At 34.5% G+C, this 24,547-nt stretch carries 14 protein-coding genes; 11 read left to right on the top strand and 3 right to left on the bottom strand.

What is annotated here, in order from left to right; genetic code table 11:
* Nucleotides 1–10 precede the first annotated feature (10 nt).
* The 6 genes from rplA to FLV_RS01410 all read left to right on the top strand — a co-directional run bounded on the left by rplA (nucleotide 11) and on the right by FLV_RS01410 (nucleotide 10,743).
* Nucleotides 11–700 carry a 50S ribosomal protein L1 gene (gene rplA / locus FLV_RS01385; RefSeq protein ID WP_017496725.1) on the top strand — a complete coding sequence of 230 codons (690 nt, stop codon included), beginning with the start codon at nucleotides 11–13 and terminating at the stop codon, nucleotides 698–700.
* A gap of 22 nt (nucleotides 701–722) precedes the next feature.
* Nucleotides 723–1,226 (top strand): 50S ribosomal protein L10, encoded by a 504-nt coding sequence (gene rplJ / locus FLV_RS01390; RefSeq protein WP_243230240.1) that lies wholly within the window; start codon nucleotides 723–725, stop codon nucleotides 1,224–1,226.
* 92 nt (nucleotides 1,227–1,318) lie between these two features.
* Complete coding sequence (rplL, locus tag FLV_RS01395) at nucleotides 1,319–1,690, top strand: 50S ribosomal protein L7/L12 (RefSeq protein WP_007807437.1); 372 nt, start codon at nucleotides 1,319–1,321, stop codon at nucleotides 1,688–1,690.
* Between the two features lie 265 nt (nucleotides 1,691–1,955).
* Complete coding sequence (gene rpoB, locus FLV_RS01400) at nucleotides 1,956–5,768, top strand: DNA-directed RNA polymerase subunit beta (protein WP_243230241.1); 3,813 nt, start codon at nucleotides 1,956–1,958, stop codon at nucleotides 5,766–5,768.
* Between the two features lie 301 nt (nucleotides 5,769–6,069).
* Nucleotides 6,070–10,380, top strand: coding sequence for a DNA-directed RNA polymerase subunit beta' (rpoC, locus tag FLV_RS01405; RefSeq protein WP_243230242.1), 4,311 nt, complete (start codon nucleotides 6,070–6,072; stop codon nucleotides 10,378–10,380).
* 54 nt (nucleotides 10,381–10,434) lie between these two features.
* Nucleotides 10,435–10,743, top strand: a complete 309-nt coding sequence (locus tag FLV_RS01410) for a DUF3467 domain-containing protein (RefSeq protein WP_025572408.1) — start codon at nucleotides 10,435–10,437, stop codon at nucleotides 10,741–10,743.
* 239 nt (nucleotides 10,744–10,982) lie between these two features.
* Here the strand turns inward: FLV_RS01410 and FLV_RS01415 are convergent, their stop codons facing one another.
* Entirely contained in the window at nucleotides 10,983–12,575 is a 1,593-nt protein-coding gene (locus tag FLV_RS01415; RefSeq protein WP_243230243.1) for a peptide chain release factor 3, read from the bottom strand.
* Between the two features lie 338 nt (nucleotides 12,576–12,913).
* Between FLV_RS01415 and FLV_RS01420 the strand changes: the two genes are divergently transcribed.
* The 5 genes from FLV_RS01420 (at nucleotide 12,914) to FLV_RS01440 (ending at nucleotide 22,712) form a co-directional block, all read left to right on the top strand.
* Nucleotides 12,914–14,347, top strand: coding sequence for a peptidylprolyl isomerase (locus tag FLV_RS01420; RefSeq protein ID WP_243230244.1), 1,434 nt, complete (start codon nucleotides 12,914–12,916; stop codon nucleotides 14,345–14,347).
* Between the two features lie 77 nt (nucleotides 14,348–14,424).
* Nucleotides 14,425–15,378 (top strand): AAA family ATPase, encoded by a 954-nt coding sequence (locus tag FLV_RS01425; RefSeq protein ID WP_243230245.1) that lies wholly within the window; start codon nucleotides 14,425–14,427, stop codon nucleotides 15,376–15,378.
* Between the two features lie 430 nt (nucleotides 15,379–15,808).
* Nucleotides 15,809–18,574, top strand: a complete 2,766-nt coding sequence (locus tag FLV_RS01430) for a bifunctional aconitate hydratase 2/2-methylisocitrate dehydratase (RefSeq protein ID WP_243230246.1) — start codon at nucleotides 15,809–15,811, stop codon at nucleotides 18,572–18,574.
* A 372-nt stretch (nucleotides 18,575–18,946) separates the two neighbouring features.
* Entirely contained in the window at nucleotides 18,947–21,211 is a 2,265-nt protein-coding gene (locus FLV_RS01435; protein ID WP_243230248.1) for an aconitate hydratase, read from the top strand.
* Between the two features lie 382 nt (nucleotides 21,212–21,593).
* Entirely contained in the window at nucleotides 21,594–22,712 is a 1,119-nt protein-coding gene (locus tag FLV_RS01440; protein ID WP_243230249.1) for a peptidoglycan endopeptidase, read from the top strand.
* Here FLV_RS01440 and FLV_RS01445 read toward each other — a convergent pair.
* Together FLV_RS01445 and FLV_RS01450 are read right to left on the bottom strand one after the other, a co-directional pair.
* Complete coding sequence (locus FLV_RS01445; RefSeq protein WP_243230250.1) at nucleotides 22,704–23,096, bottom strand: two-component system response regulator; 393 nt, start codon at nucleotides 23,094–23,096, stop codon at nucleotides 22,704–22,706. The genes FLV_RS01440 and FLV_RS01445 overlap by 9 nt on opposite strands.
* On the bottom strand, nucleotides 23,086–24,459 hold the full coding sequence (locus FLV_RS01450; RefSeq protein WP_243230251.1) for a sensor histidine kinase: 1,374 nt from the start codon (nucleotides 24,457–24,459) through the stop codon (nucleotides 23,086–23,088). The genes FLV_RS01445 and FLV_RS01450 overlap by 11 nt, the downstream gene beginning before the upstream one ends.
* Nucleotides 24,460–24,547: the final 88 nt, after the last annotated feature.

Raw genomic sequence — 24,547 nt, forward strand, 5'->3', positions numbered from 1 at the left:
AGAAAAAGAAATGGCAAAATTAACAAAAAAGCAAAAAGAGGCTGCTTCAAAAATTGAAAAGAACAAATTATACTCTCTTAAAGATGCTGCGGCATTATTGAAAGTTGTTGCTTCTGCAAAATTTGATGAGTCTGTTGATATCGCAGTACGTTTGGGTGTAGATCCAAGAAAAGCGAATCAAATGGTTAGAGGTGTAGTTACATTACCTCATGGAACAGGTAAAGATGTTAAAGTATTAGCATTGGTTACTCCGGACAAAGAAGCGGAAGCTAAAGAAGCTGGAGCTGATTATGTAGGTCTTGACGATTACTTACAAAAAATTAAAGATGGTTGGACAGATGTTGATGTTATCATCACTATGCCGGCTGTTATGGGTAAATTAGGTCCATTAGGTCGTATTTTAGGACCTAGAGGTTTAATGCCAAACCCTAAAACAGGTACAGTAACTATGGATGTTGCTAAAGCTGTTGCAGAGGTAAAAGCTGGTAAAATTGACTTTAAAGTTGATAAAACTGGTATCGTTCACGCAGGAATTGGTAAAGTTTCTTTTGGAGCTGAGCAAATTGTTGACAACGCACACGAAATTATTCAAACATTAATAAAACTTAAACCAACTGCTGCTAAAGGTACATACATTAAAGGTATTCACCTTACAAGCACTATGAGTCCTGCTATTGCATTAGACCCAAAAGCAGTATAATTGGTAGTTAAAAATTTTTAGTATGACTAGAGAAGAAAAATCAATCGCGATTGAAAATTTAACTGCGCAGTTAGCTGGTACAAATATCATTTATATATCTGATATTTCTGGTTTAAACGCAGAGACAACTTCAAACTTACGTAGAGCTTGTTTTAAAGCAGGTATCAAATTAGAAGTTGTAAAGAACACTTTGCTTGCAAAAGCAATGGAGGCTTCTGCTAATGATTATGGTGATTTACCTACAGTTTTAGCTGGTAATAGTGCTATTTTCATTTCTGATGTAGCTAATGCTCCTGGAAAAATTATCAAAGATTTCCGTAAGAAATCTGATAAACCAGTTTTAAAAGGTGCTTTCATTAATAATGAAATCTACATTGGAGATAATCAATTAGATGCATTAGCAACTATTAAATCTAAAGAAGAGTTACTTGGAGAACTTATTGGATTATTACAATCTCCAGCTCAAAGAATTATTTCTGCTTTACAAAACAAATTCGCAGGAAGCGAAGAAGAAACTGAAGCATAATAATTCGAAACAAGGAATTTATTTCCTTGTTGCTTAATTAGCGCACAATAAATAAATTATATTTTTACAAATCATTTTAAACGATAGAAAAAATGGCAGATTTGAAACAATTCGCAGAACAATTAGTTAACTTAACAGTTAAAGAAGTTAACGAATTAGCAACAATATTAAAAGACGAGTATGGTATCGAGCCTGCTGCTGCAGCTGTAGTAGTTGCTGCAGGTGGTGGAGAAGGTGCTGCTGAAGAAGCACAAACTGAATTTACAGTTGTATTGAAAGAAGCTGGTGCTTCTAAATTAGCAGTTGTAAAATTAGTAAAAGAACTTACAGGTTTAGGTTTGAAAGAAGCTAAAGATGTAGTTGACGGAGCTCCAAGCAACGTTAAAGAAGGTGTTTCTAAAGAAGAGGCTGAAGGTCTTAAAAAATCATTAGAAGAAGCTGGAGCTGTTGTTGAATTAAAATAATTCAACTCGGTTTTAAGAACTAGGTTTAGGTCCTGAGTTAACACTCAAAGGCCTAAACCATTTTTCGTATAATAAAATACATTAAATTTTATTATCAAATAGTTTAATATACGAAAGAGTTTTTGATCAATACGAAGAAAGAAAATTGAGCTGAATTGATGAGTTCGTTTTTAAAGATGTATTGATTTTAAAAAGAAAGTATAAACTACGCAGTGTGTTTTTACACAAAAAAATTACTTTTTTTTAATCAAAATTTTGTCCATTGATGATAACAAATCAGACTGAAAGATTGAATTTTGCCTCTACAAAAAACATACCCCAATATCCAGATTTTCTGGATGTTCAGGTTAAATCGTTTAAAGATTTCTTCCAATTGGAAACAAAATCTGACGAAAGAGGCGACGAAGGATTGTACAATACCTTCATGGAAAATTTCCCAATTACAGATACGAGAAACAACTTCGTATTGGAATTCCTTGATTATTTTGTAGATCCGCCACGTTATACCATTCAAGAATGTATAGAGAGAGGTCTTACTTATAGTGTGCCTTTAAAAGCCAGATTAAAACTATATTGTACAGATCCGGAACACGAAGATTTTGAAACAATTGTGCAAGATGTTTATCTTGGAACAATACCTTATATGACTCCAAGTGGTACTTTTGTAATCAATGGTGCCGAGCGTGTTGTAGTATCTCAATTACACCGTTCTCCAGGGGTTTTCTTTGGACAGTCATTCCATGCAAATGGAACTAAACTTTATTCTGCCAGAGTAATTCCTTTTAAAGGTTCCTGGATAGAATTCTCTACAGATATCAACAGCGTAATGTATGCTTATATCGATAGAAAGAAAAAATTACCTGTAACAACTTTGTTCCGTGCTATCGGGTTCGAAAGAGATAAGGATATCCTTGAAATTTTCGACTTAGCTGAAGAAATTAAAGTTTCTAAAACGGGTATTAAGAAATATATTGGAAGAAGACTTGCTGCGCGTGTATTGAACACATGGCACGAGGATTTCGTAGATGAGGATACTGGAGAAGTAGTTTCTATCGAACGTAACGAAATCATCCTTGATCGTGATACTATTATCGACAAAGATAATGTTGAAGAAATCATTGATTCTAACGTTAAATCTATTTTGTTACATAAAGAGGATAACAATCAGGCAGATTATGCTATTATTCACAACACGTTACAAAAAGATCCAACAAACTCTGAAAAAGAAGCTGTAGAGCACATTTACCGTCAGTTGCGTAATGCTGAACCGCCTGATGAGGAAACTGCTCGTGGTATTATAGATAAATTATTCTTCTCCGATCAACGTTATAACTTAGGTGAAGTTGGTCGTTACAGAATGAACAAAAAATTGAATTTAGATATCCCTATGGATAAGCAAGTGCTTACCAAAGAAGATATCATTACAATTGTAAAGTATTTGATAGAATTGATCAACTCTAAAGCAGAGATTGATGATATTGATCACTTATCAAACCGTCGTGTTAGAACAGTTGGTGAACAATTGTCTCAACAATTTGGTGTTGGTTTAGCACGTATGGCCAGAACTATTCGTGAGAGAATGAACGTTAGAGATAACGAGGTGTTTACACCAATTGATTTGATTAATGCTAAAACATTATCATCAGTTATCAACTCTTTCTTTGGTACTAACCAGTTATCTCAATTTATGGATCAAACGAATCCATTAGCTGAGATTACGCACAAAAGAAGACTTTCTGCACTTGGACCAGGTGGACTTTCGAGAGAGAGAGCTGGTTTCGAGGTTCGTGACGTTCACTATACGCACTATGGTCGTTTATGTCCGATTGAAACTCCTGAGGGACCAAATATTGGTTTGATTTCATCTCTTGGTGTTTATGCAAAAGTTAATGGAATGGGATTCATTGAAACTCCATACCGTAAAGTAACAAATGGTGTAGTTGATTTAGAAAGTACTCCGGTTTACTTAAGTGCTGAAGAAGAAGAAGGTAAAATGATTGCTCAGGCAAACATTGAAATGGATGAAACTGGTAAAATTACTGCAAGCAATGTTATTGCTCGTGAGGAAGGTGACTTCCCGGTTGTTGAACCATCTGTAGTTCATTATACAGACGTTGCTCCTAATCAGATCGCTTCGATTTCTGCTTCATTGATTCCTTTCCTGGAACATGATGATGCGAACCGTGCGTTGATGGGATCAAACATGATGCGTCAGGCAGTTCCTTTGATCCGTCCTGAAGCACCAATTGTTGGTACAGGTTTAGAGCGTCAGGTAGCTTCAGATTCAAGAGTATTAATCAATGCTGAAGGGCATGGTACTGTTGAATATGTTGATGCAAATATCATTACTATTAAATACGATCGTACAGAAGACGAGAGAATGGTTAGTTTTGATGCTGATGAGAAAACATACAACCTTATTAAATTTAGAAAAACCAATCAAGGTACAAGTATTAACTTGAAACCAATCGTAAGAAAAGGTGACAGAGTTATTCCTGGTCAAGTATTGTCTGAAGGATATGCTACTCAAAATGGAGAATTAGCTTTAGGTAGAAACTTAAAAGTAGCGTTCATGCCATGGAAAGGGTACAACTTCGAGGATGCGATTGTAATTTCTGAAAAAGTAGTTCGTGATGATATTTTTACTTCTATCCACGTTGATGATTATTCATTAGAGGTTAGAGATACTAAGTTAGGAAATGAAGAGTTAACAAACGATATTCCTAACGTTTCTGAAGAAGCTACTAAAGATTTAGATGAAAACGGTATGATTAGAATTGGAGCAGAGGTTAAACCTGGCGACATTTTGATCGGAAAAATTACACCAAAAGGAGAATCAGATCCTACTCCAGAGGAGAAATTGCTTCGTGCAATCTTCGGAGATAAAGCAGGTGATGTGAAAGATGCTTCATTAAAAGCTTCTCCATCTTTACATGGTGTAGTTCTTGACAAAAAATTATTTGCAAGAGCGGTAAAAGATAAACGTAAACGTACTCAGGATAAAGATGCTTTAGGCGCTTTAGAAATGGAATTCGAAACTAAATTTGTTGAATTAAAAGACAGATTGGTTGAAAAATTATTCCTGATCGTGAACGGAAAAACATCTCAGGGTGTAATGAATGATTTGGGTGAAGAAGTTTTACCAAAAGGTAAAAAATATACTCAAAAAATGCTTTACGCAGTAGAAGATTTTGCTCACTTAAGCAAAGGTCAATGGGTTGCTGATGATGCTACAAATAAAATGGTTAATGATTTAATTCATAACTATAAAATTAAGCTGAATGACTTACAAGGAGCTTTAAGAAGAGAAAAATTCACTATTACAGTTGGTGATGAATTACCATCCGGAATCTTGAAATTGGCTAAAATCTATATCGCTAAAAAACGTAAGTTAAAAGTTGGTGATAAAATGGCGGGACGTCACGGTAACAAAGGTATTGTTGCAAGAATCGTTCGTCATGAAGATATGCCTTTCTTAGAGGATGGAACACCTGTAGATATCGTATTGAATCCACTTGGGGTACCTTCACGTATGAACATTGGTCAGATTTATGAAACTGTTCTTGGATGGGCTGGTATGAACTTGGGTAGAAAATTTGCTACTCCAATTTTCGACGGTGCTTCTCTTGATCAGATCAATGCTTTAACTGATGAAGCTAACGTACCACGTTTCGGACATACTTATCTTTATGATGGTGGAACTGGAGAGCGTTTTGCACAAAAAGCAACTGTGGGTGTAATTTACATGCTTAAATTAGGACACATGGTTGATGATAAGATGCACGCACGTTCTATCGGACCATACTCATTGATTACGCAACAACCACTTGGAGGTAAGGCTCAATTTGGAGGTCAGCGTTTTGGAGAGATGGAGGTTTGGGCACTTGAGGCTTATGGAGCTTCTAGTACATTACGTGAAATCTTAACTGTTAAGTCTGATGACGTTATTGGTAGAGCTAAAACTTACGAAGCTATCGTTAAGGGTGAAACTATGCCAGAACCAGGTTTACCGGAATCATTCAATGTATTAATGCACGAATTGAAAGGTCTGGGATTAGATCTTCGTTTGGAAGAATAAATAAAAGTTTTGTAATCAGTCTCATTTTTTAATGGGACTGATTACTCATTTATATCAGTTTTTTAAAGATTTATACCCGTAAACCGTTCCGATTTTTTATAACAATGCAAGGCATTTTATAACTAGCACTTCAAATTTAATTTTGAGGTTTAGAGAAGTAACCCGAGGTAGTGTTTTTAGTCTAAAGTCAAATGTCTTAAAGTTTTAAAGTCCAGAAATGGCTTTTGATTTTCGACTTTATAACTTTCGACTTAAATGAGAATCAATTTTTTAATTGCAAAATAAATCAATAGTAAAAACTATGATGAATAATAGAAACAATAATAAGGATAAAAATCCAGTTAAAAGATTTAACAAAATTTCTATTGGATTGGCTTCGCCAGAATCTATCCTGAAAGAATCAAGAGGAGAGGTTTTAAAGCCAGAAACTATTAACTACAGAACGCACAAACCAGAGCGTGACGGACTTTTCTGTGAAAGAATCTTCGGACCGGTAAAAGATTTCGAATGTGCTTGTGGTAAGTATAAAAGAATTCGTTACAAAGGTATCATTTGCGACCGTTGTGGTGTTGAAGTTACTGAGAAAAAAGTACGTAGAGACAGAGTAGGACACATCAACCTTGTTGTGCCAATTGCTCACATCTGGTATTTCCGTTCTCTTCCAAACAAAATTGGTTATATCCTTGGTCTTCCATCTAAGAAATTAGATATGATTATTTACTACGAAAGATACGTAGTAATCCAGGCAGGTATTGCTAAAAATGCAGATGGTGAATCATTGCAAAGATTGGATTTCTTAACTGAAGAGGAATATTTGAATATTTTAGATACTCTTCCACAAGAAAATCAATATTTAGATGATATGGATCCTAATAAATTTGTTGCCAAAATGGGAGCAGAATGTATTATGGATTTATTAGCACGTATTGACTTAGATGAGTTGTCTTACCAATTGAGACACAGTGCTAATAACGAAACATCTAAACAACGTAAAACTGAAGCTTTAAAAAGATTACAAGTTGTGGAGTCTTTCCGTGAGTCTAACTTAAACCGCGAAAATCGTCCTGAGTGGATGATTATGAAAGTGGTTCCTGTTATTCCACCAGAATTACGTCCGCTTGTACCGCTAGATGGAGGTCGTTTTGCAACTTCAGATTTGAACGATTTATACCGTCGTGTAATCATCCGTAACAACCGTTTGAAAAGATTAATGGAGATTAAAGCTCCGGAAGTTATCTTAAGAAACGAAAAACGTATGTTACAAGAGTCGGTAGATTCATTATTTGATAACACTCGTAAAGCTTCTGCTGTTAAAACAGAATCTAACAGACCATTAAAATCATTATCTGATTCCTTAAAAGGTAAGCAAGGACGTTTCCGTCAAAACTTACTTGGAAAACGTGTGGATTATTCTGCTCGTTCGGTAATTGTTGTTGGTCCTGAATTAAAATTATTCGAATGCGGATTGCCAAAAGATATGGCATCTGAGTTATACAAACCTTTCGTTATCCGTAAATTGATTGAAAGAGGTATTGTTAAAACAGTAAAATCTGCTAAGAAAATCATAGACAAAAAAGAGCCTGTAGTTTGGGATATCCTTGAAAATGTAATTAAAGGACACCCGGTATTACTTAACCGTGCTCCTACGTTACACAGACTTGGTATTCAAGCTTTCCAGCCAAAATTAATTGAAGGAAAAGCGATCCAGTTACACCCATTAGTATGTACGGCTTTCAACGCCGATTTCGATGGTGACCAGATGGCGGTTCACTTACCATTAGGACCAGAGGCTATTTTAGAGGCACAATTATTAATGTTGGCTTCTCACAATATCCTGAACCCTGCAAATGGTGCTCCAATTACTGTACCTTCTCAGGATATGGTCTTGGGTCTATATTATATGACCAAAGAACGCATCTCAACACCAGAACACATAATTTTAGGTCAGGATTTGACTTTCTATTCTGCTGAAGAAGTAAACATTGCATTAAATGAAGGAAGATTAGAATTGAATGCTCGTGTTAAAATTAGAGCAAAAGATTTTAATGATGCTGGAGAATTAGTGTATCAAATTATTCAAACAACTGCGGGGCGTGTATTATTTAACGAAGTAGTACCTGAAGCAGCTGGGTATATCAATGACGTATTGACTAAGAAAAACCTTAGAGATATTATTGGACACATTTTAAGTGTGACTGATGTACCTACTACTGCAGCTTTCTTGGATAATATGAAAGATATGGGGTATAAATTCGCATTTAGAGGAGGTTTGTCATTCTCTTTAGGTGATATTAGAATTCCAGAACAAAAAACAAAATTAATTGCAGATGCCAGAGAGCAAGTTGAAGGTATTTCTGTAAATTATAACATGGGTCTTATTACCAATAACGAACGTTATAACCAAGTTATTGACGTATGGACTTCAGCAAATGCTCAGTTAACAGAATTAGCAATGAAAAATATTAGAGAAGACCAACAAGGTTTCAACTCTGTATATATGATGCTTGACTCTGGGGCGAGGGGTTCTAAGGAGCAGATTCGTCAGTTAACTGGTATGCGTGGTTTGATGGCTAAGCCTAAAAAATCTACTGCCGGTGGTGGTGAGATTATTGAAAACCCGATTCTTTCTAACTTTAAGGAAGGTCTTTCGATCCTTGAGTACTTTATTTCTACTCACGGTGCTCGTAAAGGTCTTGCGGATACGGCTCTTAAAACGGCCGATGCTGGTTACTTAACAAGAAGGCTTCATGACGTTTCTCAGGATGTTATTGTTAATATCGAGGATTGTGGTACTCTTAGAGGTGTTGAAGTTGCTGCATTGAAGAAAAACGAAGAAATCGTTGAATCATTAGGAGAAAGAATTTTGGGACGTGTTGCATTGCAAGATGTAATTAATCCACTTACTAATGAAGTATTAGTTCAGTCTGGTCAACAAATTACTGAAGCAATTATGAGAACTATCGAAGCTTCTCCAATTGAAAAAGTAGAAGTTAGATCTCCATTAACTTGTGAGGCAACAAAAGGTATTTGTGCTAAATGTTACGGTAGAAATTTAGCTACTGGTAAGATGACACAAAGAGGTGAAGCTGTCGGAGTTATTGCAGCCCAGTCTATTGGAGAACCAGGTACACAGTTAACACTTCGTACGTTCCACGTTGGAGGGGTTGCCGGAGGTATCTCAGAAGAGTCTAGTATTGTTACAAGATTCAACGGTAGACTTGAAATCGAAGATTTAAAAACAGTAAAAGGAGAAGACAGCGAAGGAAATTCTGTTGATATCGTGGTTTCACGTTCAACTGAATTGAAATTGGTTGACGAGAAAACCGGAATTGTTTTAAATACACATAATATTCCTTACGGATCCAGTATTTTTGTAAATGACGGAGACGTTGTTACTAAAGGTACTGTAATCTGTAAATGGGATCCATATAATGGTGTAATTGTTTCTGAGTTTACTGGTAAGATTGCTTACGAAGATTTAGAACAAGGACAAACATTCATGGTTGAAATTGATGAGCAGACTGGTTTCCAGGAAAAAGTAATTTCTGAAGCAAGAAACAAAAAATTAATTCCAACTTTATTGGTTTACGGTAAAGAAGGAGAATTGATTCGTTCTTATAACTTACCAGTAGGTGCACACTTAATGGTTGAAAACGGTGAGAAAATTAAAGCGGGTAAAGTATTAGTTAAGATTCCACGTCGTTCTTCTAAATCTGGGGATATTACAGGAGGTTTACCAAGAATTACGGAGTTGTTAGAAGCTCGTAATCCTTCTAACCCGGCTGTAGTTTCTGAAATTGACGGAGTTGTTTCTTTTGGAAAAATCAAAAGAGGTAATCGTGAGATCGTAATCGAATCTAAATTTGGCGATGTTAGAAAATATCTGGTAAAATTATCAAGTCAAATCCTGGTTCAGGAAAATGACTTTGTAAGAGCGGGTGTTCCATTGTCTGACGGAGCGATTACTCCGGATGATATCTTAAGAATTCAGGGTCCAGCTGCTGTACAACAGTATTTGGTAAATGAAATTCAGGAAGTTTACCGTTTGCAAGGGGTGAAAATTAACGATAAGCACTTTGAGGTAGTTATCCGTCAAATGATGCGTAAAGTTAGAGTTCAGGATCCGGGAGATACTTTATTCTTAGAAGATCAATTGATTCATACTAAAGATTTTATCGTTCAAAATGATAAATTATATGGTATGAAAGTAGTTGAAGATTCTGGAGATTCTTCAGTATTGAAACCAGGTCAGATTATTACTCCTCGTGATTTACGTGATGAAAATTCATTATTGAAACGAAATGATAAAAATCTTGTTGTAGCAAGAGATGTAATTACTGCAACTGCAACGCCAGTTTTACAAGGTATTACCAGAGCTTCGTTACAAACTAAATCATTCATTTCGGCTGCGTCATTCCAGGAAACGACTAAAGTACTTAACGAAGCTGCAGTAGCAGGTAAAGTTGATGATCTTGAAGGATTGAAAGAAAATGTAATTGTTGGACACAGAATTCCTGCGGGAACTGGTATGAGAGAATACGATAATACAATCGTAGGTTCTAAAGACGATTACAATGAAATGATGGCAAATAAAGAAGAATATATTTATTAATTCTTATCAATTCCCTCTTTTTCGAAAGAGGGAAATTGAAAAAACATTAAAATTATGAGTAATCCGAAACAACAAGAGCAAATTAATATTGAGTTAGACGAAACTATTGCAGAAGGAATTTATTCTAATCTTGCGATTATTAATCACTCATCATCAGAATTTGTTTTAGATTTTGTAAATATTATGCCGGGTACTCCAAAAGCTAAGGTGAAATCAAGAATTGTCCTGACGCCACAACATGCTAAAAGATTATTGAGAGCAATTGGAGAAAATATTCATCGATTTGAGGCAGCCCATGGTGAAATCAAAGAAACTGAACAGGCACCAATTCCGCTTAATTTTGGTCCGGCAGGACAAGCATAAAATTTTAAAAGCTCCAGAAATGGAGCTTTTTTTATAAAGTGAATTAGCAAAAAGTGTATTTAATCTGATTTAATTCGCTTTCAACGAATATATTTTAATAGTCTGATGTTTAATTATACTTTTGGCTTAACATAAAATAAAGAAAATTAATTTTCCATATAAAGGTTAATTTAATTCTTAAAAAAGCGCCAACTTTTAAAGTTGGCGCTTTTTAATTTTTATATAAGTGTGATATGTTTTTATTCAAATTCTGATGTAAAAAATAGTTTTACATTTGGATATTTGCTTTGTGTCATCTGAATCGTAAAATCAGAATCAGCTAAAAATACTAACTGACCATATTTATCATGAGCCAGGAATTTTTGTTTGATTCTCTTAAATTCTTTAAATTCTTCACTTTTAGGATCGTTAGGTTTTACCCAGCATGCTTTGTGAACAGGGAAGTTTTCGTAAGTACATTTTGCTCCGTATTCATGCTCCAGACGATATTGAATTACCTCGTATTGCAGCGCTCCAACAGTTCCGATAATTTTACGATTATTCATTTCTAATGTAAATAACTGAGCGACACCTTCATCCATCAACTGATCAATTCCTTTATCCAGTTGTTTTGCTTTCATTGGATCAGCATTATTAATGTATCTAAAGTGTTCCGGAGAGAAGCTTGGGATTCCTTTAAAACTCATTAATTCGCCTTCAGTCAAAGTGTCTCCAATTTTAAAGTTTCCGGTATCATGTAAACCCACAATATCTCCAGGATATGAAATATCTACAATTTCTTTCTTTTCGGCAAAAAAAGCATTCGGACTGGAGAATTTTAAATTTTTCTTTTGACGAACATGATAGTAAGGTTTGTTTCTTTCAAAAGTTCCGGAGACAATTTTAATAAAAGCTAAACGGTCGCGGTGTTTAGGATCCATATTAGCATGGATTTTAAAAACAAAACCAGACATTTTTTCTTCGGCAGGATCGACCAAACGAGTTTCAGAATCTTTAGGTCTTGGTGATGGAGCAATTGAAACGAAACAATCCAATAATTCGCGAACTCCAAAATTATTTAAAGCAGAACCAAAAAACACAGGTTGGATTTTTCCATCTAAATAATCCTGACGTTCAAATTTTGGATATACTTCATCGATTAGTTCTAATTCTTCACGAAGTTTTTCAGCTGCTTTTTGCCCTACAATTTTATCTAATTCGGGATTGTTCTGAACATCAGAAAAAGCAATCGTTTCTTCAATATTTTTACGGCTGTCTCCACTGAAAAGGTTTATGTTTTCTTCCCATAAATTATAAATTCCCTGAAAATCATATCCCATTCCGATAGGGAAACTTAAAGGAGTGACTTTTAAGCCTAATTTTTGCTCTACTTCATCCATTAAGTCAAAAGCGTCTTTTCCTTCACGGTCTAATTTGTTGATAAAAACAATCATCGGAATGTTGCGCATTCTACAAACAGCAACCAGTTTTTCAGTTTGTTCCTCAACCCCTTTTGCAACGTCAATTACAACAATAACGCTATCAACAGCGGTTAAGGTTCTAAAAGTATCTTCAGCAAAATCCTTGTGTCCAGGAGTGTCAAGGATATTGATTTTTTTGTCTTTATAATTAAAAGCAAGTACAGAAGTTGAAACCGAAATACCTCTCTGACGTTCGATTTCCATAAAGTCACTCGTTGCTCCTTTTTTGATTTTGTTGTTTTTTACAGCTCCAGCCTCCTGAATAGCTCCTCCAAATAACAATAATTTTTCCGTTAATGTTGTTTTACCGGCATCGGGATGCGATATAATTCCAAAAGTTCTTCTGCGTTGTATTTCTTTTAAAAAGCTCATATTTTGTGTAAATAGGTTTGCAAAAGTACTACTAATTAATACGATTTAAAAATAAATGCGATTCTGTTTTGGTTTAGGTGATTTTGTTTTTTGTTATTTATATTGGTCAAAATCGTTAAGATGTTTTGAACTGTTGGTATTGTGTATAATTTTTTGTTAATAGTATAACAGATAGTTGGATTATGTAATTGAATTGTTATTTTTGTTCGTTATAAGTTGTAAAAAAACGAATGCAATTTTTTTGTATTTTCTAATGTTTTGAAAATATTGATTTAATTAATTTCAGTTTTAAATAAAAGACTAAAACAAGGCCTTACATTCAAATTAAATTTAAAATAATGTTATTAAAAAAATTACAGCTAAAAACGATTGATTACAAGTTAATGCTAACAATTTGTTTTTTACTTTTTTTCAACACAATTATTTCTGCTCAGGAAGTTATTAAAGATGTTGTAGCTGAGAAACCGGTCGAAGCGGCTTCGATTAATAAACAAAAGGTTGATGGTATTATTGCGACAGTAGGAGATTATATTGTTTTAGATTCAGATATTGATAAAGGATATCTTGAAATCACTGCTCAGGGAGGGTCAGTAAAAGATATTACAAGATGCCAGATGTTAGGAAAGCTTTTAGAAGATAAATTGTATGCACATCAGGCTATTCAGGATAGTATCATTGTTAGCGATGCCGAAGTAAAAAGTATGATGGATGAAAGGATGACTTATATGCTGAGACAAACTGGGGGAGATATAAATAAAATTGTAGAATTTTATAAAAAGAGTTCGGTTGAAGAATTTAAAACCTATTTTGCAGATATACTAAAAGAGCAAAAGCTATCTTCTGAAATGCAGAAAAAGATTGTTGATGCCGTTGAAATCACTCCTGAAGAAGTTCGTAATTTCTTTAAAAAAATACCTAAAGATGAGTTGCCGACTTTTGGAGCAGAAATGGAAGTTGCCCAAATCGTTGTAGAACCTAAAGTTTCAAAAGAAGACAAACAAAAAGTAATTGACAGGTTAAACTCTATTCGAAAAGATGTTTTAGAAGGTTCGAGTTTTGCGACAAAAGCAGTTTTATATTCAATGGATCCGGGGTCTGCTCCCGCAGGAGGATATTATAAAATGACAAGAAAAACTCCTTTTGTTAAAGAATTTAAAGATGTGGCCTTTAGTTTGGCTGAAGGGGAAATTTCTGAGCCTTTTGAGACTATTTATGGATACCATATTATAATGGTCGATAAAATAAAAGGTCAGGAAGTTGAATTACGTCATATTTTAATATCTCCAACCGTTTCTGAAACCGCTCTAAAAGAAGCAAAGGAAAGAATTACAAACATTAGAAATAAGATCGTAAACAAAGAAATTTCTTTTGCTGATGCTGCAAGAAATGATTCTGATCAAAAAGAAACTAGAGCAAACGGAGGTACTTTGGTTAATCCGAATACTCAGGATACACGTTTTGAACTGACTAAAATGGATGCGGCATTATACAGCCAGGTTTCAAATTTGAAAGATGATGAAGTTTCTCAGCCACTTTTGGATACAGATGATAAAGGTAAAAAAACGTATAAACTGATTACTGTAACAAACAGAATTGATGAGCACGTAGCTGATTATGCAAAAGATTACACTAAAATTAAAGAGTTAGCATTAAAAGAAAAACAAATCAATGCAATTGCAAAATGGTTTGATACAAAAATTAAAGATACATACATTAAGATTATTGGCGAGTACAGAGATTGTACTTTTACTAATAACTGGTTGAAAAAATAATTTTTATTAAATAAAGAAAAGAGTTAGTTTTATGAATTCATAGAGCTAACTCTTTTTAATTTAAAATATATTCATAAATGTCTGACGTAGCAGCAATTCATAATTTAGTTCAAAAAAGAAACGAATTAAAAACCGAGATAGCAAAAATCATTGTAGGGCAGGATGCCGTTGTAGATCAAATTTTACTTTGCATATTTTCCGGAGGGCATGCGCTTTTAATTGGTGTTCCGGGTTTAGCAAAAACCTTAATGATAAATACGCTTTCTCAGGCTTTGGGTCTGGATTTTAAACGAATTCAGTTTACTCCTGATTTAATGCCTTCAGATATTTTAGGAAGTGAAATTTTGGATGAAAACAGACAATTTAAGTTTATCAAAGGGCCAATATTTTCGAATATCATTTTGGCTGATGAGATCAACAGAACTCCTCCAAAAACTCAGGCTGCCTTATTAGAAGCAATGCAGGAACGTTCTGTGACAATTGCAGGTCAGAACTATAAATTAGATCTGCCTTATTTTGTGTTGGCAACCCAGAACCCTATTGAGCAGGAAGGAACATATCCTCTGCCAGAGGCTCAGTTAGATCGTTTCATGTTTGCGATAAAATTAGAATACCCAACTTTTGAAGAAGAAGTTCAGGTAGTAAAACAAACCACTTCGGATGTGAAGACTGTGATAAACCCTTTGTTTACGGCACAGGAAATCATAGATTTTCAACACTTGATTCGCAGAATTCCTGTAGCAGATAATGTTATTGAATATGCTGTAACTTTGGTAAGTAAAACAAGACCTGATAATCCTTTGTCAAATGATTTTGTTAAAAATTATCTGGATTGGGGTGCAGGACCCAGAGCTTCTCAGAATTTAATTTTGGCAGCCAAAGCTCATGCTGCTTTTAATGGTAAATTTTCACCTGATATTGAAGATGTAAAAGCAGTTGCAACCGGAATTTTGCGTCACAGAATTATCAAAAACTACAAAGCAGATGCTGAGGGAATAACAGAGGAAATTATTATTCAGAAGTTGATGTGATAAGATTAATAATTATATTTTAGCCAAACTGATTAAAATTAGTTTGGCTTTTTTATGTGTGAATGTCAAAAAATATAAATTTTATTTCCTTTTTAAAAATAAGTAAAACTACTTATTGATAGAAGTTTATGCGAAAACTACAACGATATAAATACTTGTTTAGAAGAGTTCTTCTTTAAAATCGAGGTAAAATCCGACTTCCTTTATAACATTAAATTTTTACTTTGTTAAAGAAAAGTTTTTAAATTATTGATAATTTATTTTTTTAATGTAAAATTGATTTTTTGTCAATTTTTAAAGGTTATAGTTGTTTTTTTGTAATAATATTTTTTGAAAAAGCTCCATCCATTATATTTTTTTTAATTCTCAGCTTTAATTCCTAAATTTGCGTACAAAAAAATAAAAATACCTATTTATAAAGACTTCTATTATGAATATTTACAAGGATTACATTCAAGAGATTGAAGAAAGAAAAGCCCAGGGTCTTCATCCGAAACCAATTGATGGTGCTGAATTACTAAGCGAAATCATTGCGCAAATTAAAGATTTAAATAATGAATACAGAGAGGACTCTCTTAAGTTTTTTATTTACAACACTTTGCCTGGGACCACTAGCGCAGCTGGTGAGAAAGCTAAGTTTTTAAAAGAAATCATTCTTGGTGAATCTGAAGTAAAAGAAATTACACCTGCTTTTGCCTTCGAATTATTGTCACATATGAAAGGGGGGCCTTCTATTGAAGTACTTCTTGATTTAGCTTTGGGCAATGATACTGCAATTGCTAATCAAGCGGCTGAAGTTTTAAAAACTCAAGTTTATTTATATGATGCTGATACAGCTCGCTTAGCAGAAGCTTACAGCGCTGGTAACACAGTTGCAAAAGAAATTTTAGAAAGCTACGCAAAAGCTGAATTTTTTACAAAATTACCAGAAGTTGCTGAAGAAATTAAAGTGGTTACTTACATCGCTGCAGAAGGTGATATTTCTACTGATTTATTATCTCCGGGTAACCAGGCACACTCTCGTTCTGACCGTGAATTACATGGAAAATGTATGATCACTCCTGAAGCTCAGGCAGAAATTAAAGCATTGCAGGCACAGCATCCAGATGCTTCTGTTATGTTAATCGCTGAAAAAGGAACAATGGGAGTTGGATCTTCTCGTATGTCAGGTGTAAACAACGTAGCTTTATGGACTGGTAAGCAAGCATCTCCATACATTCCTTTCGTGAACATTGCTCCAATTGTAGCAGGTACTAACGGAATCTCTCCTATCTTCTTAACGACTGTAGATGTAACGGGTGGTATCGGTATCGACTTACAAAACTGGGTAAAGAAAACAGATACAGAAGGAAACGTAGTTCGTAACGAAGCTGGTGATCCTGTTTTAGAAGAAGTTTATTCTGTAGCTACAGGAACTGTATTAACAATCAATACAAAAACTAAAAAATTATACAATGGTGAGAAAGAATTAAAAGATATTTCTAAATCTTTCACTCCTCAAAAATTAGAGTTTATCAAAGCGGGTGGGTCTTATGCTATCGTTTTTGGTAAAAAAGTCCAAACATTTGCTGCACAAACTTTAGGAGTTACTGCTCCAACAGTATTTGCACCGGCTAAAGAAGTTTCTATAGAAGGTCAAGGATTAACTGCTGTTGAAAAAATCTTCAACAAAAATGCAGTTGGTGTAACTCCGGGTAAAACATTATATGCAGGATCAGACGTACGTGTGAAAGTTAACATCGTAGGTTCTCAGGATACTACAGGTTTGATGACTGCTCAGGAATTAGAGTCGATGGCTGCTACAGTTATTTCTCCAGTTGTTGATGGTGCTTACCAATCAGGATGTCACACAGCTTCAGTTTGGGACAAAAAAGCACAAGCTAATATTCCTAAATTAATGAAGTTCATGAATGATTTCGGTGTTATTACAGCGAGAGACCCTAAAGGTGAATATCATTCAATGACGGACGTTATTCACAAAGTGTTAAATGATATTACAATTGATGAGTGGGCAATTATCATCGGTGGAGATTCACATACACGTATGTCTAAAGGGGTTGCTTTCGGTGCCGATTCAGGAACTGTAGCTTTAGCTTTAGCAACAGGTGAAGCTTCTATGCCAATTCCAGAATCTGTAAAAGTTACTTTTAAAGGTGAGATGAAACAACACATGGATTTCCGTGATGTAGTTCATGCGACGCAATCTCAAATGTTGAAGCAATTTGATGGTGAGAACGTTTTCCAAGGTCGTATTATTGAGGTTCATATCGGAACTTTATTAGCTGACCAGGCGTTTACATTTACAGACTGGACTGCCGAAATGAAAGCGAAAGCTTCTATCTGTATTTCTCAGGACGAAACATTAATTCAATCGTTAGAAATTGCTAAGTCTCGTATCCAAATCATGATTGATAAAGGTATGGACAACAAAAACCAAGTTTTACAAGGTTTAATTGATAAAGCAAACAAACGTATCGAGGAAATTAAAACAGGTGCTAAACCAGCTTTAACTCCAGATGATAATGCAAAATACTATGCTGAAGTTGTTATCGATTTAGGTTTAATCGAGGAACCAATGATTGCTGACCCAGACGTTAACAATGTTGATGTTTCTAAACGTTATACACACGATACCATTCGCGAATTATCTTTCTATGGAACAGATAAAAAAGTAGATTTAGGTTTCGTAGGTTCTTGCATGGTTCATAAAGACGATTTAAAAATTGTTTCTCAAATGTTACGTAATGTTGAAAAACAAAATGGGGAAGTTAAATTCAACGCCCCTTTAGTAGTTGCAGCTCCTACGTATAACATCATCGACGAATTAAAAGCTGAAGGTGATTGGGAAATGTTACAAAAATATTCAGGTTTCGAATTCTCAGATGCCTTACCTAAATCAACAGCACGTACAGAATACGAAAACATTATGTATTTAGAGCGTCCTGGTTGTAACTTATGTATGGGTAACCAGGAAAAAGCTGAAAAAGGAGATACTGTATTAGCTACTTCAACTCGTTTGTTCCAGGGACGTGTAGTAGAGGATAGAGATGGTAAAAAAGGAGAATCTTTATTAGCATCAACGCCAGTAGTTGTACTTTCTGCAATTTTAGGAAGAATGCCATCTATCGAAGAGTATAAAGCTTCGGTTGAAGGTATCAACTTAACAAAATTCAAACCAATCTCTACTAAATTATAATAGTAAGAATTTCATAATTTCTAAAAGAGGCAATCTAGTAATAGGTTGCCTCTTTTTATTTATATTTTGGTGTTGCTAAAGCATCGGGCTATTCGTGTATAGTATTCATTCGTTTTTCGCTGCGGGTTAAAGCTTCTATCTCTGCTGGATTACCGTTGCATGATTTGCTAAATCAAATTTTTAAGGTAGAAGGTGTAATTGCAATAGGTTATTGTAAAGGCTAAATAATTATATTAGATTGATTTTCAATTTACTGTCTTTCAAGAAAAATAGAATAGTTTTAAATAATAGTATTAACAATTATTTTAGTATAAACCATAATAAAATCCTTAAATTTAAGCTGATTTACACTAACATAATTAATATATAAGTATGGCATTTGATATAGAAATGATTAAAAAAGTGTATGATAACATGCCCGGTCGTGTTGATGCAGCACGTCAGATTGTTGGTCGTCCACTTACTTTAACAGAGAAAATTTTGTACAACCACCTTTGGGATGGAAATCCGACGAAGGCGTTTGGAAGAGGAGTTGATTATGTAGATTTTGCACCGGATCGTGTAGCTTGTCAGGATGCAACGGCGCAAATGGCATTATTACAATTTATGCATGCCGGAAAGAAAACAGTAGCAGTTCCAACAACAGTGCACTGTGATCATTTGATTCAGGCAAAAGTAGATGCAGCAACCGATTTGGCCAGAGCAAAAACACAAAGTAATGAAGTATTCGACTTCTTGTCGTCTGTTTCTAATAAATACGGAATTGGTTTCTGGAAACCTGGAGCCGGAATTATTCACCAGGTAGTACTGGAAAATTATGCATTTCCTGGCGGAATGATGATTGGTACGGATTCTCACACTGTAAATGCAGGAGGTTTAGGAATGGTAGCCATTGGTGTCGGTGGTGCTGATGCTGTAGACGTTATGTCCGGAATGGCCTGGGAATTGAAATTCCCTAAGCTTATCGGAGTTAAATTAACAGGCAAATTATCAGGCTGGACTGCTCCAAAAGATGTGATTCTTAAAGTTGCCGGTATTCTTACTGTAAAAGGAGGTACCGGAGCAATCGTAGAATATTTTGGAGAAGGAGCTACAGCAATGTCCTGTACAGGTAAAGGAACGATTTGTAACATGGGAGCCGAAATTGGAGCAACCACTTCAACTTTTGGTTATGACGATTCTATGAGTCGTTATCTGCGTTCTACAAACAGAGCTGATGTTGCAGATGCTGCAGATAAAATAGCTTCTTATCTAACTGGAGACCAGGAAGTTTATGCTGACCCTGAAAAATATTTTGATCAGGTTATCGAAATCAATTTGTCTGAGTTAGAGCCGCATTTAAATGGGCCTTTTACTCCGGACTTAGCGACTCCAATTTCTAAAATGAAAGAAGAGGCAATTAAAAATAACTGGCCATTACAAATTCAGGTAGGTTTAATTGGTTCTTGTACAAACTCATCTTACGAAGATATTTCCCGTGCCGCTTCTTTAGCAAAACAGGTTTCAGAGAAAAACTTAAAAACAAAAGCCGAATTTACAATCACTCCGGGATCTGAAGTAGTTCGTTCTACAATCGAAAGAGACGGATTTATCGATACTTTTAATAAAATTGGCGCAACAGTTTTTGCTAACGCCTGCGGACCTTGTATTGGTATGTGGGACAGGGAAGGAGCAGAGAAGGAAGAAAGAAACACAATCGTTCACTCTTTCAACCGTAATTTTTCAAAACGTGCAGATGGTAACCCGAATACTCTAGCTTTTGTAGGTTCTCCAGAGCTTGTAACAGCTTTAGCTATTGCCGGTGATTTAGGATTTAATCCGTTGACGGACAAATTAATTAATGAAGATGGCGAAGAAGTAATGCTTGATGAACCAACAGGAGATGAATTGCCTGAAAAAGGTTTCTATGCCGAAGATCCGGGATTTCAGGCTCCTGCCGAAGACGGTTCAGGAGTTCAGGTAGTTGTTAGTCCTACTTCAGAGCGTTTGCAATTGTTAGCTCCGTTTGAGGCATGGGATGGTAAAAATATTACAGGTGCTAAATTACTAATCAAAGCATTCGGAAAATGTACTACCGATCATATTTCTATGGCAGGACCATGGCTGCGTTTTCGCGGACATTTAGATAATATTTCTAACAACATGCTGATTGGTGCCGTAAATGCATTCAACCAAAAAACAAACTCGGTAAAAAATCAATTGACAGGACAATATGATGCTGTTCCTGCTGTTGCCCGCGCTTACAAAGCAGCCGGAGTTCCATCTATCGTTGTGGGAGATCATAATTATGGAGAAGGTTCTTCTCGTGAACACGCAGCTATGGAACCACGTTTCTTGGGTGTTAAAGCGGTATTGGTAAAATCTTTCGCCCGTATCCACGAAACAAACCTTAAAAAGCAAGGTCTTTTAGGGCTGACTTTTGCTAACGAAGCAGATTACGATAAAATTCAGGAAAATGATACCATCAACTTTACTGATTTGACTGAGTTTGCTCCGGGAAAACCGTTAACATTAGAATTTGTTCATGAAGATGGTTCAAAAGATATTATTTTGGCAAACCATACTTACAATGAAGGTCAGATTGGCTGGTTTGTTGCTGGTTCTGCATTAAATTTAATTGCAGCGGGAAAAGCATAATTTCAAAAAATCAATTATACTCAAAACGCTCTGTTGTAACAGGGCGTTTTTTATTTGTAGCTATTCCGGCTGTCCGCTATATCTTTTGTTTTTTAAAGAAAAAAACAAAAGGATGTCGCTTCCATCCGGGCTAGGACTTTAGTTTTCAAAATAACGTCTGGAGTAAAATTTTAAGATCTTGAAATAAAATTGTAACTCACACAAAAACTTTAGGTTAGCTTAGGGAACTATTTATGTCTGTCAAACTGAAACAAATTTGATGTTAAAAAAAGTGTTTTTTTTACTTTAAAAAGTTAAATTCGCTTTTCTGGTAATATTATTTTCTTTTTTGAGTTTAAAATTATAAGAAAGAAGTAGTATAAAATTAAAATTTCCCCAAATAATGATTTTCAGATTTGTCTTTATATTTTTACTTTTTAGTGTAAGTGTTTTTTCTCAGGAAAATTATATTAAACATACCATTTCAAAAGGTGATAACCTTTACAATATTGCTAAGAAATACGGAGTTAAGCCAAAAGATATTGAAAATGCCAATCCTGATGTACCGAAAATTTTAAAATTGAATTCGGTTTTATTAATTCCCAATTCTAATCCGTCTCAGGAAATAAAATCCAATCAATCCGTTACTCAGACAAATCCCGGTTCACATGAAGTTTTAGCCAAAGAAACACTTTGGGGGATATCCAAAAAATATAAAGTTTCTGTTGAAGATTTAAAAAAAGCAAATCCTTTGTTAGAAACAGAAGGGCTTAAAATAGGACAGCAGATTATTATTCCTTCCAATGCAATTTCAACGGCAGAAAATCAGGTTGAAAATAACAAACCAGAACGAGTTGAAGTTTCGAGAGAAGTGATGCCAAAAGAAACAAAATATGCAATCGCCAAAGAATTCGGAATTACGGTAGCTGAATTAGAAAAACAAAATCCGGAAATCAAGAATAAATTGCCTATTGGTTATCAACTAAAAATTCTTACTTCTAAAGAAAAAGCAGATAGCTTTCAGGCTTCAAAGACTAATCAGGAAATAAAAGAAATGGTTACTGAAACGGTTCAGATAGCTGATAATTTTGCTGTTAAAAAAGATTCAACAACAGTAATAAGAGTTAGTAATCATTCTGATTTAATTAATCAGCTGGTTATAAATGCAACTGAAAACATTGGTACTCGTTATCGTTCCGGAGGAACCACAAAAGCAGGTTTTGATTGCTCAGGGCTAATGTATTGTACTTTTGGTAATTTTGATATTAAACTTCCAAGAAGTTCCATAGAACAATCCCGAATTGGCACAAAAATCAACACAGAAGAAGCACAAAAAGGTGATTTGATCTTTTTTAAAACCAACGGAAGACACCAAATCAATCACGTTGGAATGGTAGTAGAAGTTGTAGAGGGAGAAATTAAATTCGTTCATTCTTCAACTCATGGAGGAGTTATCATTTCGTCAACTAAAGAGCCTTATTATGAAAGGACTTTTTCACAAGTAAATCGTGTTTTAGAATAGTGTAAAAAATCTATTTTTGAATTCTTCAACCGGAAACGGCTTGCTAAATAAGTCGATTACATATTGATTTTCTTTTATATAATTAATTTCAGCAGAATCTAAAGTCGAAGAGAGCACATAAATTTGAATCTTTTTTTTGATTTCTTCACTGAGTTTGTGAAACTCTTCCAAAAACTCATAACCATTCATAATAGGCATTTGAATGTCAAGCAAAATGATGATTGGTTGATTTCTTTGATTTTCATTAAGCCATTGGATACCTTCTTTTCCGTTATTGGCAATAATTATCTCATCAGCATTGAATACTTTTTTAAGTAGCTGCTGTGTAACAATTTGATCGATCAAATTATCTTCAATTAATAAAAATAAAGGTTTAAATTCCATAATGGTTAGGGATTGTTACTATAAATGTACTTCCTGTATTGCTTTCTGTTACAACAGAAATATTTCCATTAATATTTTCTACAGCTTCTTTTACAATATAAAGGCCTAAACCTGACCCTTTATTTTTGTTTGTTCCAAAATACATTTCAAAAATATGATCTTTAAATTCATTTTTAATGCCTATTCCATTATCAGCAATTTCAATTTTGGTAAAGCCATCATGACTATAAGTTTTTATAGCAATAAACATTTGCTGTTTGTTAATATCAGCATATTTTATGGCATTAGAAAGTAAATTGCTAATAATAATTTTTAAGCGTAAACCATCGCTCTGAATTTGGTCTGTAAATAATTCTTTTGTAAAAGTTATTCGGCCTGCATTTTCAATATGCATCAGCTCTGAAATTGATTCGTTAAATATTTCCTGAAGACTTACAGGTTCTATTATGATTTGTTTTCGTTTGTTTTTTGAGTAATCAATAATATCACTAATAAATTGATCCTGTCTCACAAGACTTTGATACATTAGCCCTAAATAATCTTTTATCTGTTCCATGTCATCTTCCAGTTGTGCAATTTCAATTAATCCTTTTAACGATGTTATAGGAGAGCGTAAATCATGTGAGGCGCTATACACAAAGCGATCCAGTTCGTGATTGACTAATATTAGATTTTCGTTTTTAATCTCTGTTTCTTTTTTTGAAGCCAGTAATCTTTTTACCATTATGGAGTAATAAAAAGAAACGCTGCATGCTATAATCAATATAAAAACAACGTTAATAAGGATTAGTACGTTTTTAATTTTACGGGTTCCTTCGCCAATCGTATTTGAAAAGTTACGTTCATTAATGGTTAGTTCATCACTTAGCGAACCAATTTCGTGAAGGTATTTTTTTTGATCATCAGAACTTAAAATGTTACTATTTATTTTAAGATTAATTTCTTTGCCAAGTGCAGATAATTTTACGATTAGTTTATCAGCCTGTTCCCATTCAATGATAGCTTTAGATAAAAAAGAAACCTTCTTAAAATTTTCAAATAACCAAATTACGTCATCCAGGTCTTCCGGGTGATTTCTTCCGGTAACTAATGCTTTTCGGGCTATTTCATTGTCGCCAAACTTTATTAATGTTTCTCTGGCAGTACATGCACTTTGTGGTACTTTTAGTTCTTCCTGAAACAATTTCCATTTAAGGTTGTCTTTTGTAAAGAGATAATGGATAAGAAAACGGGAAGCATCTTTTTGTCCTTTTGAATAATGAGACTCACCGTTGATGTAAGCCCTGTTGGCAGATAATATTTTGATTGTAAAAAGGTTTATACAAATTAGTAGCGCACAAGAAATAAATACAATTAGTAACAATATATAGCCGTTAGTAAAACGTAAATTTCTAAAATAATAGCCCTGAAACATAACTTTGGAATTTGTAGTTAATATTAAATTCTGTCTG

The organism is Flavobacterium pectinovorum, assembly GCF_022802975.1.
Lineage (GTDB): Bacteria > Bacteroidota > Bacteroidia > Flavobacteriales > Flavobacteriaceae > Flavobacterium > Flavobacterium pectinovorum_B.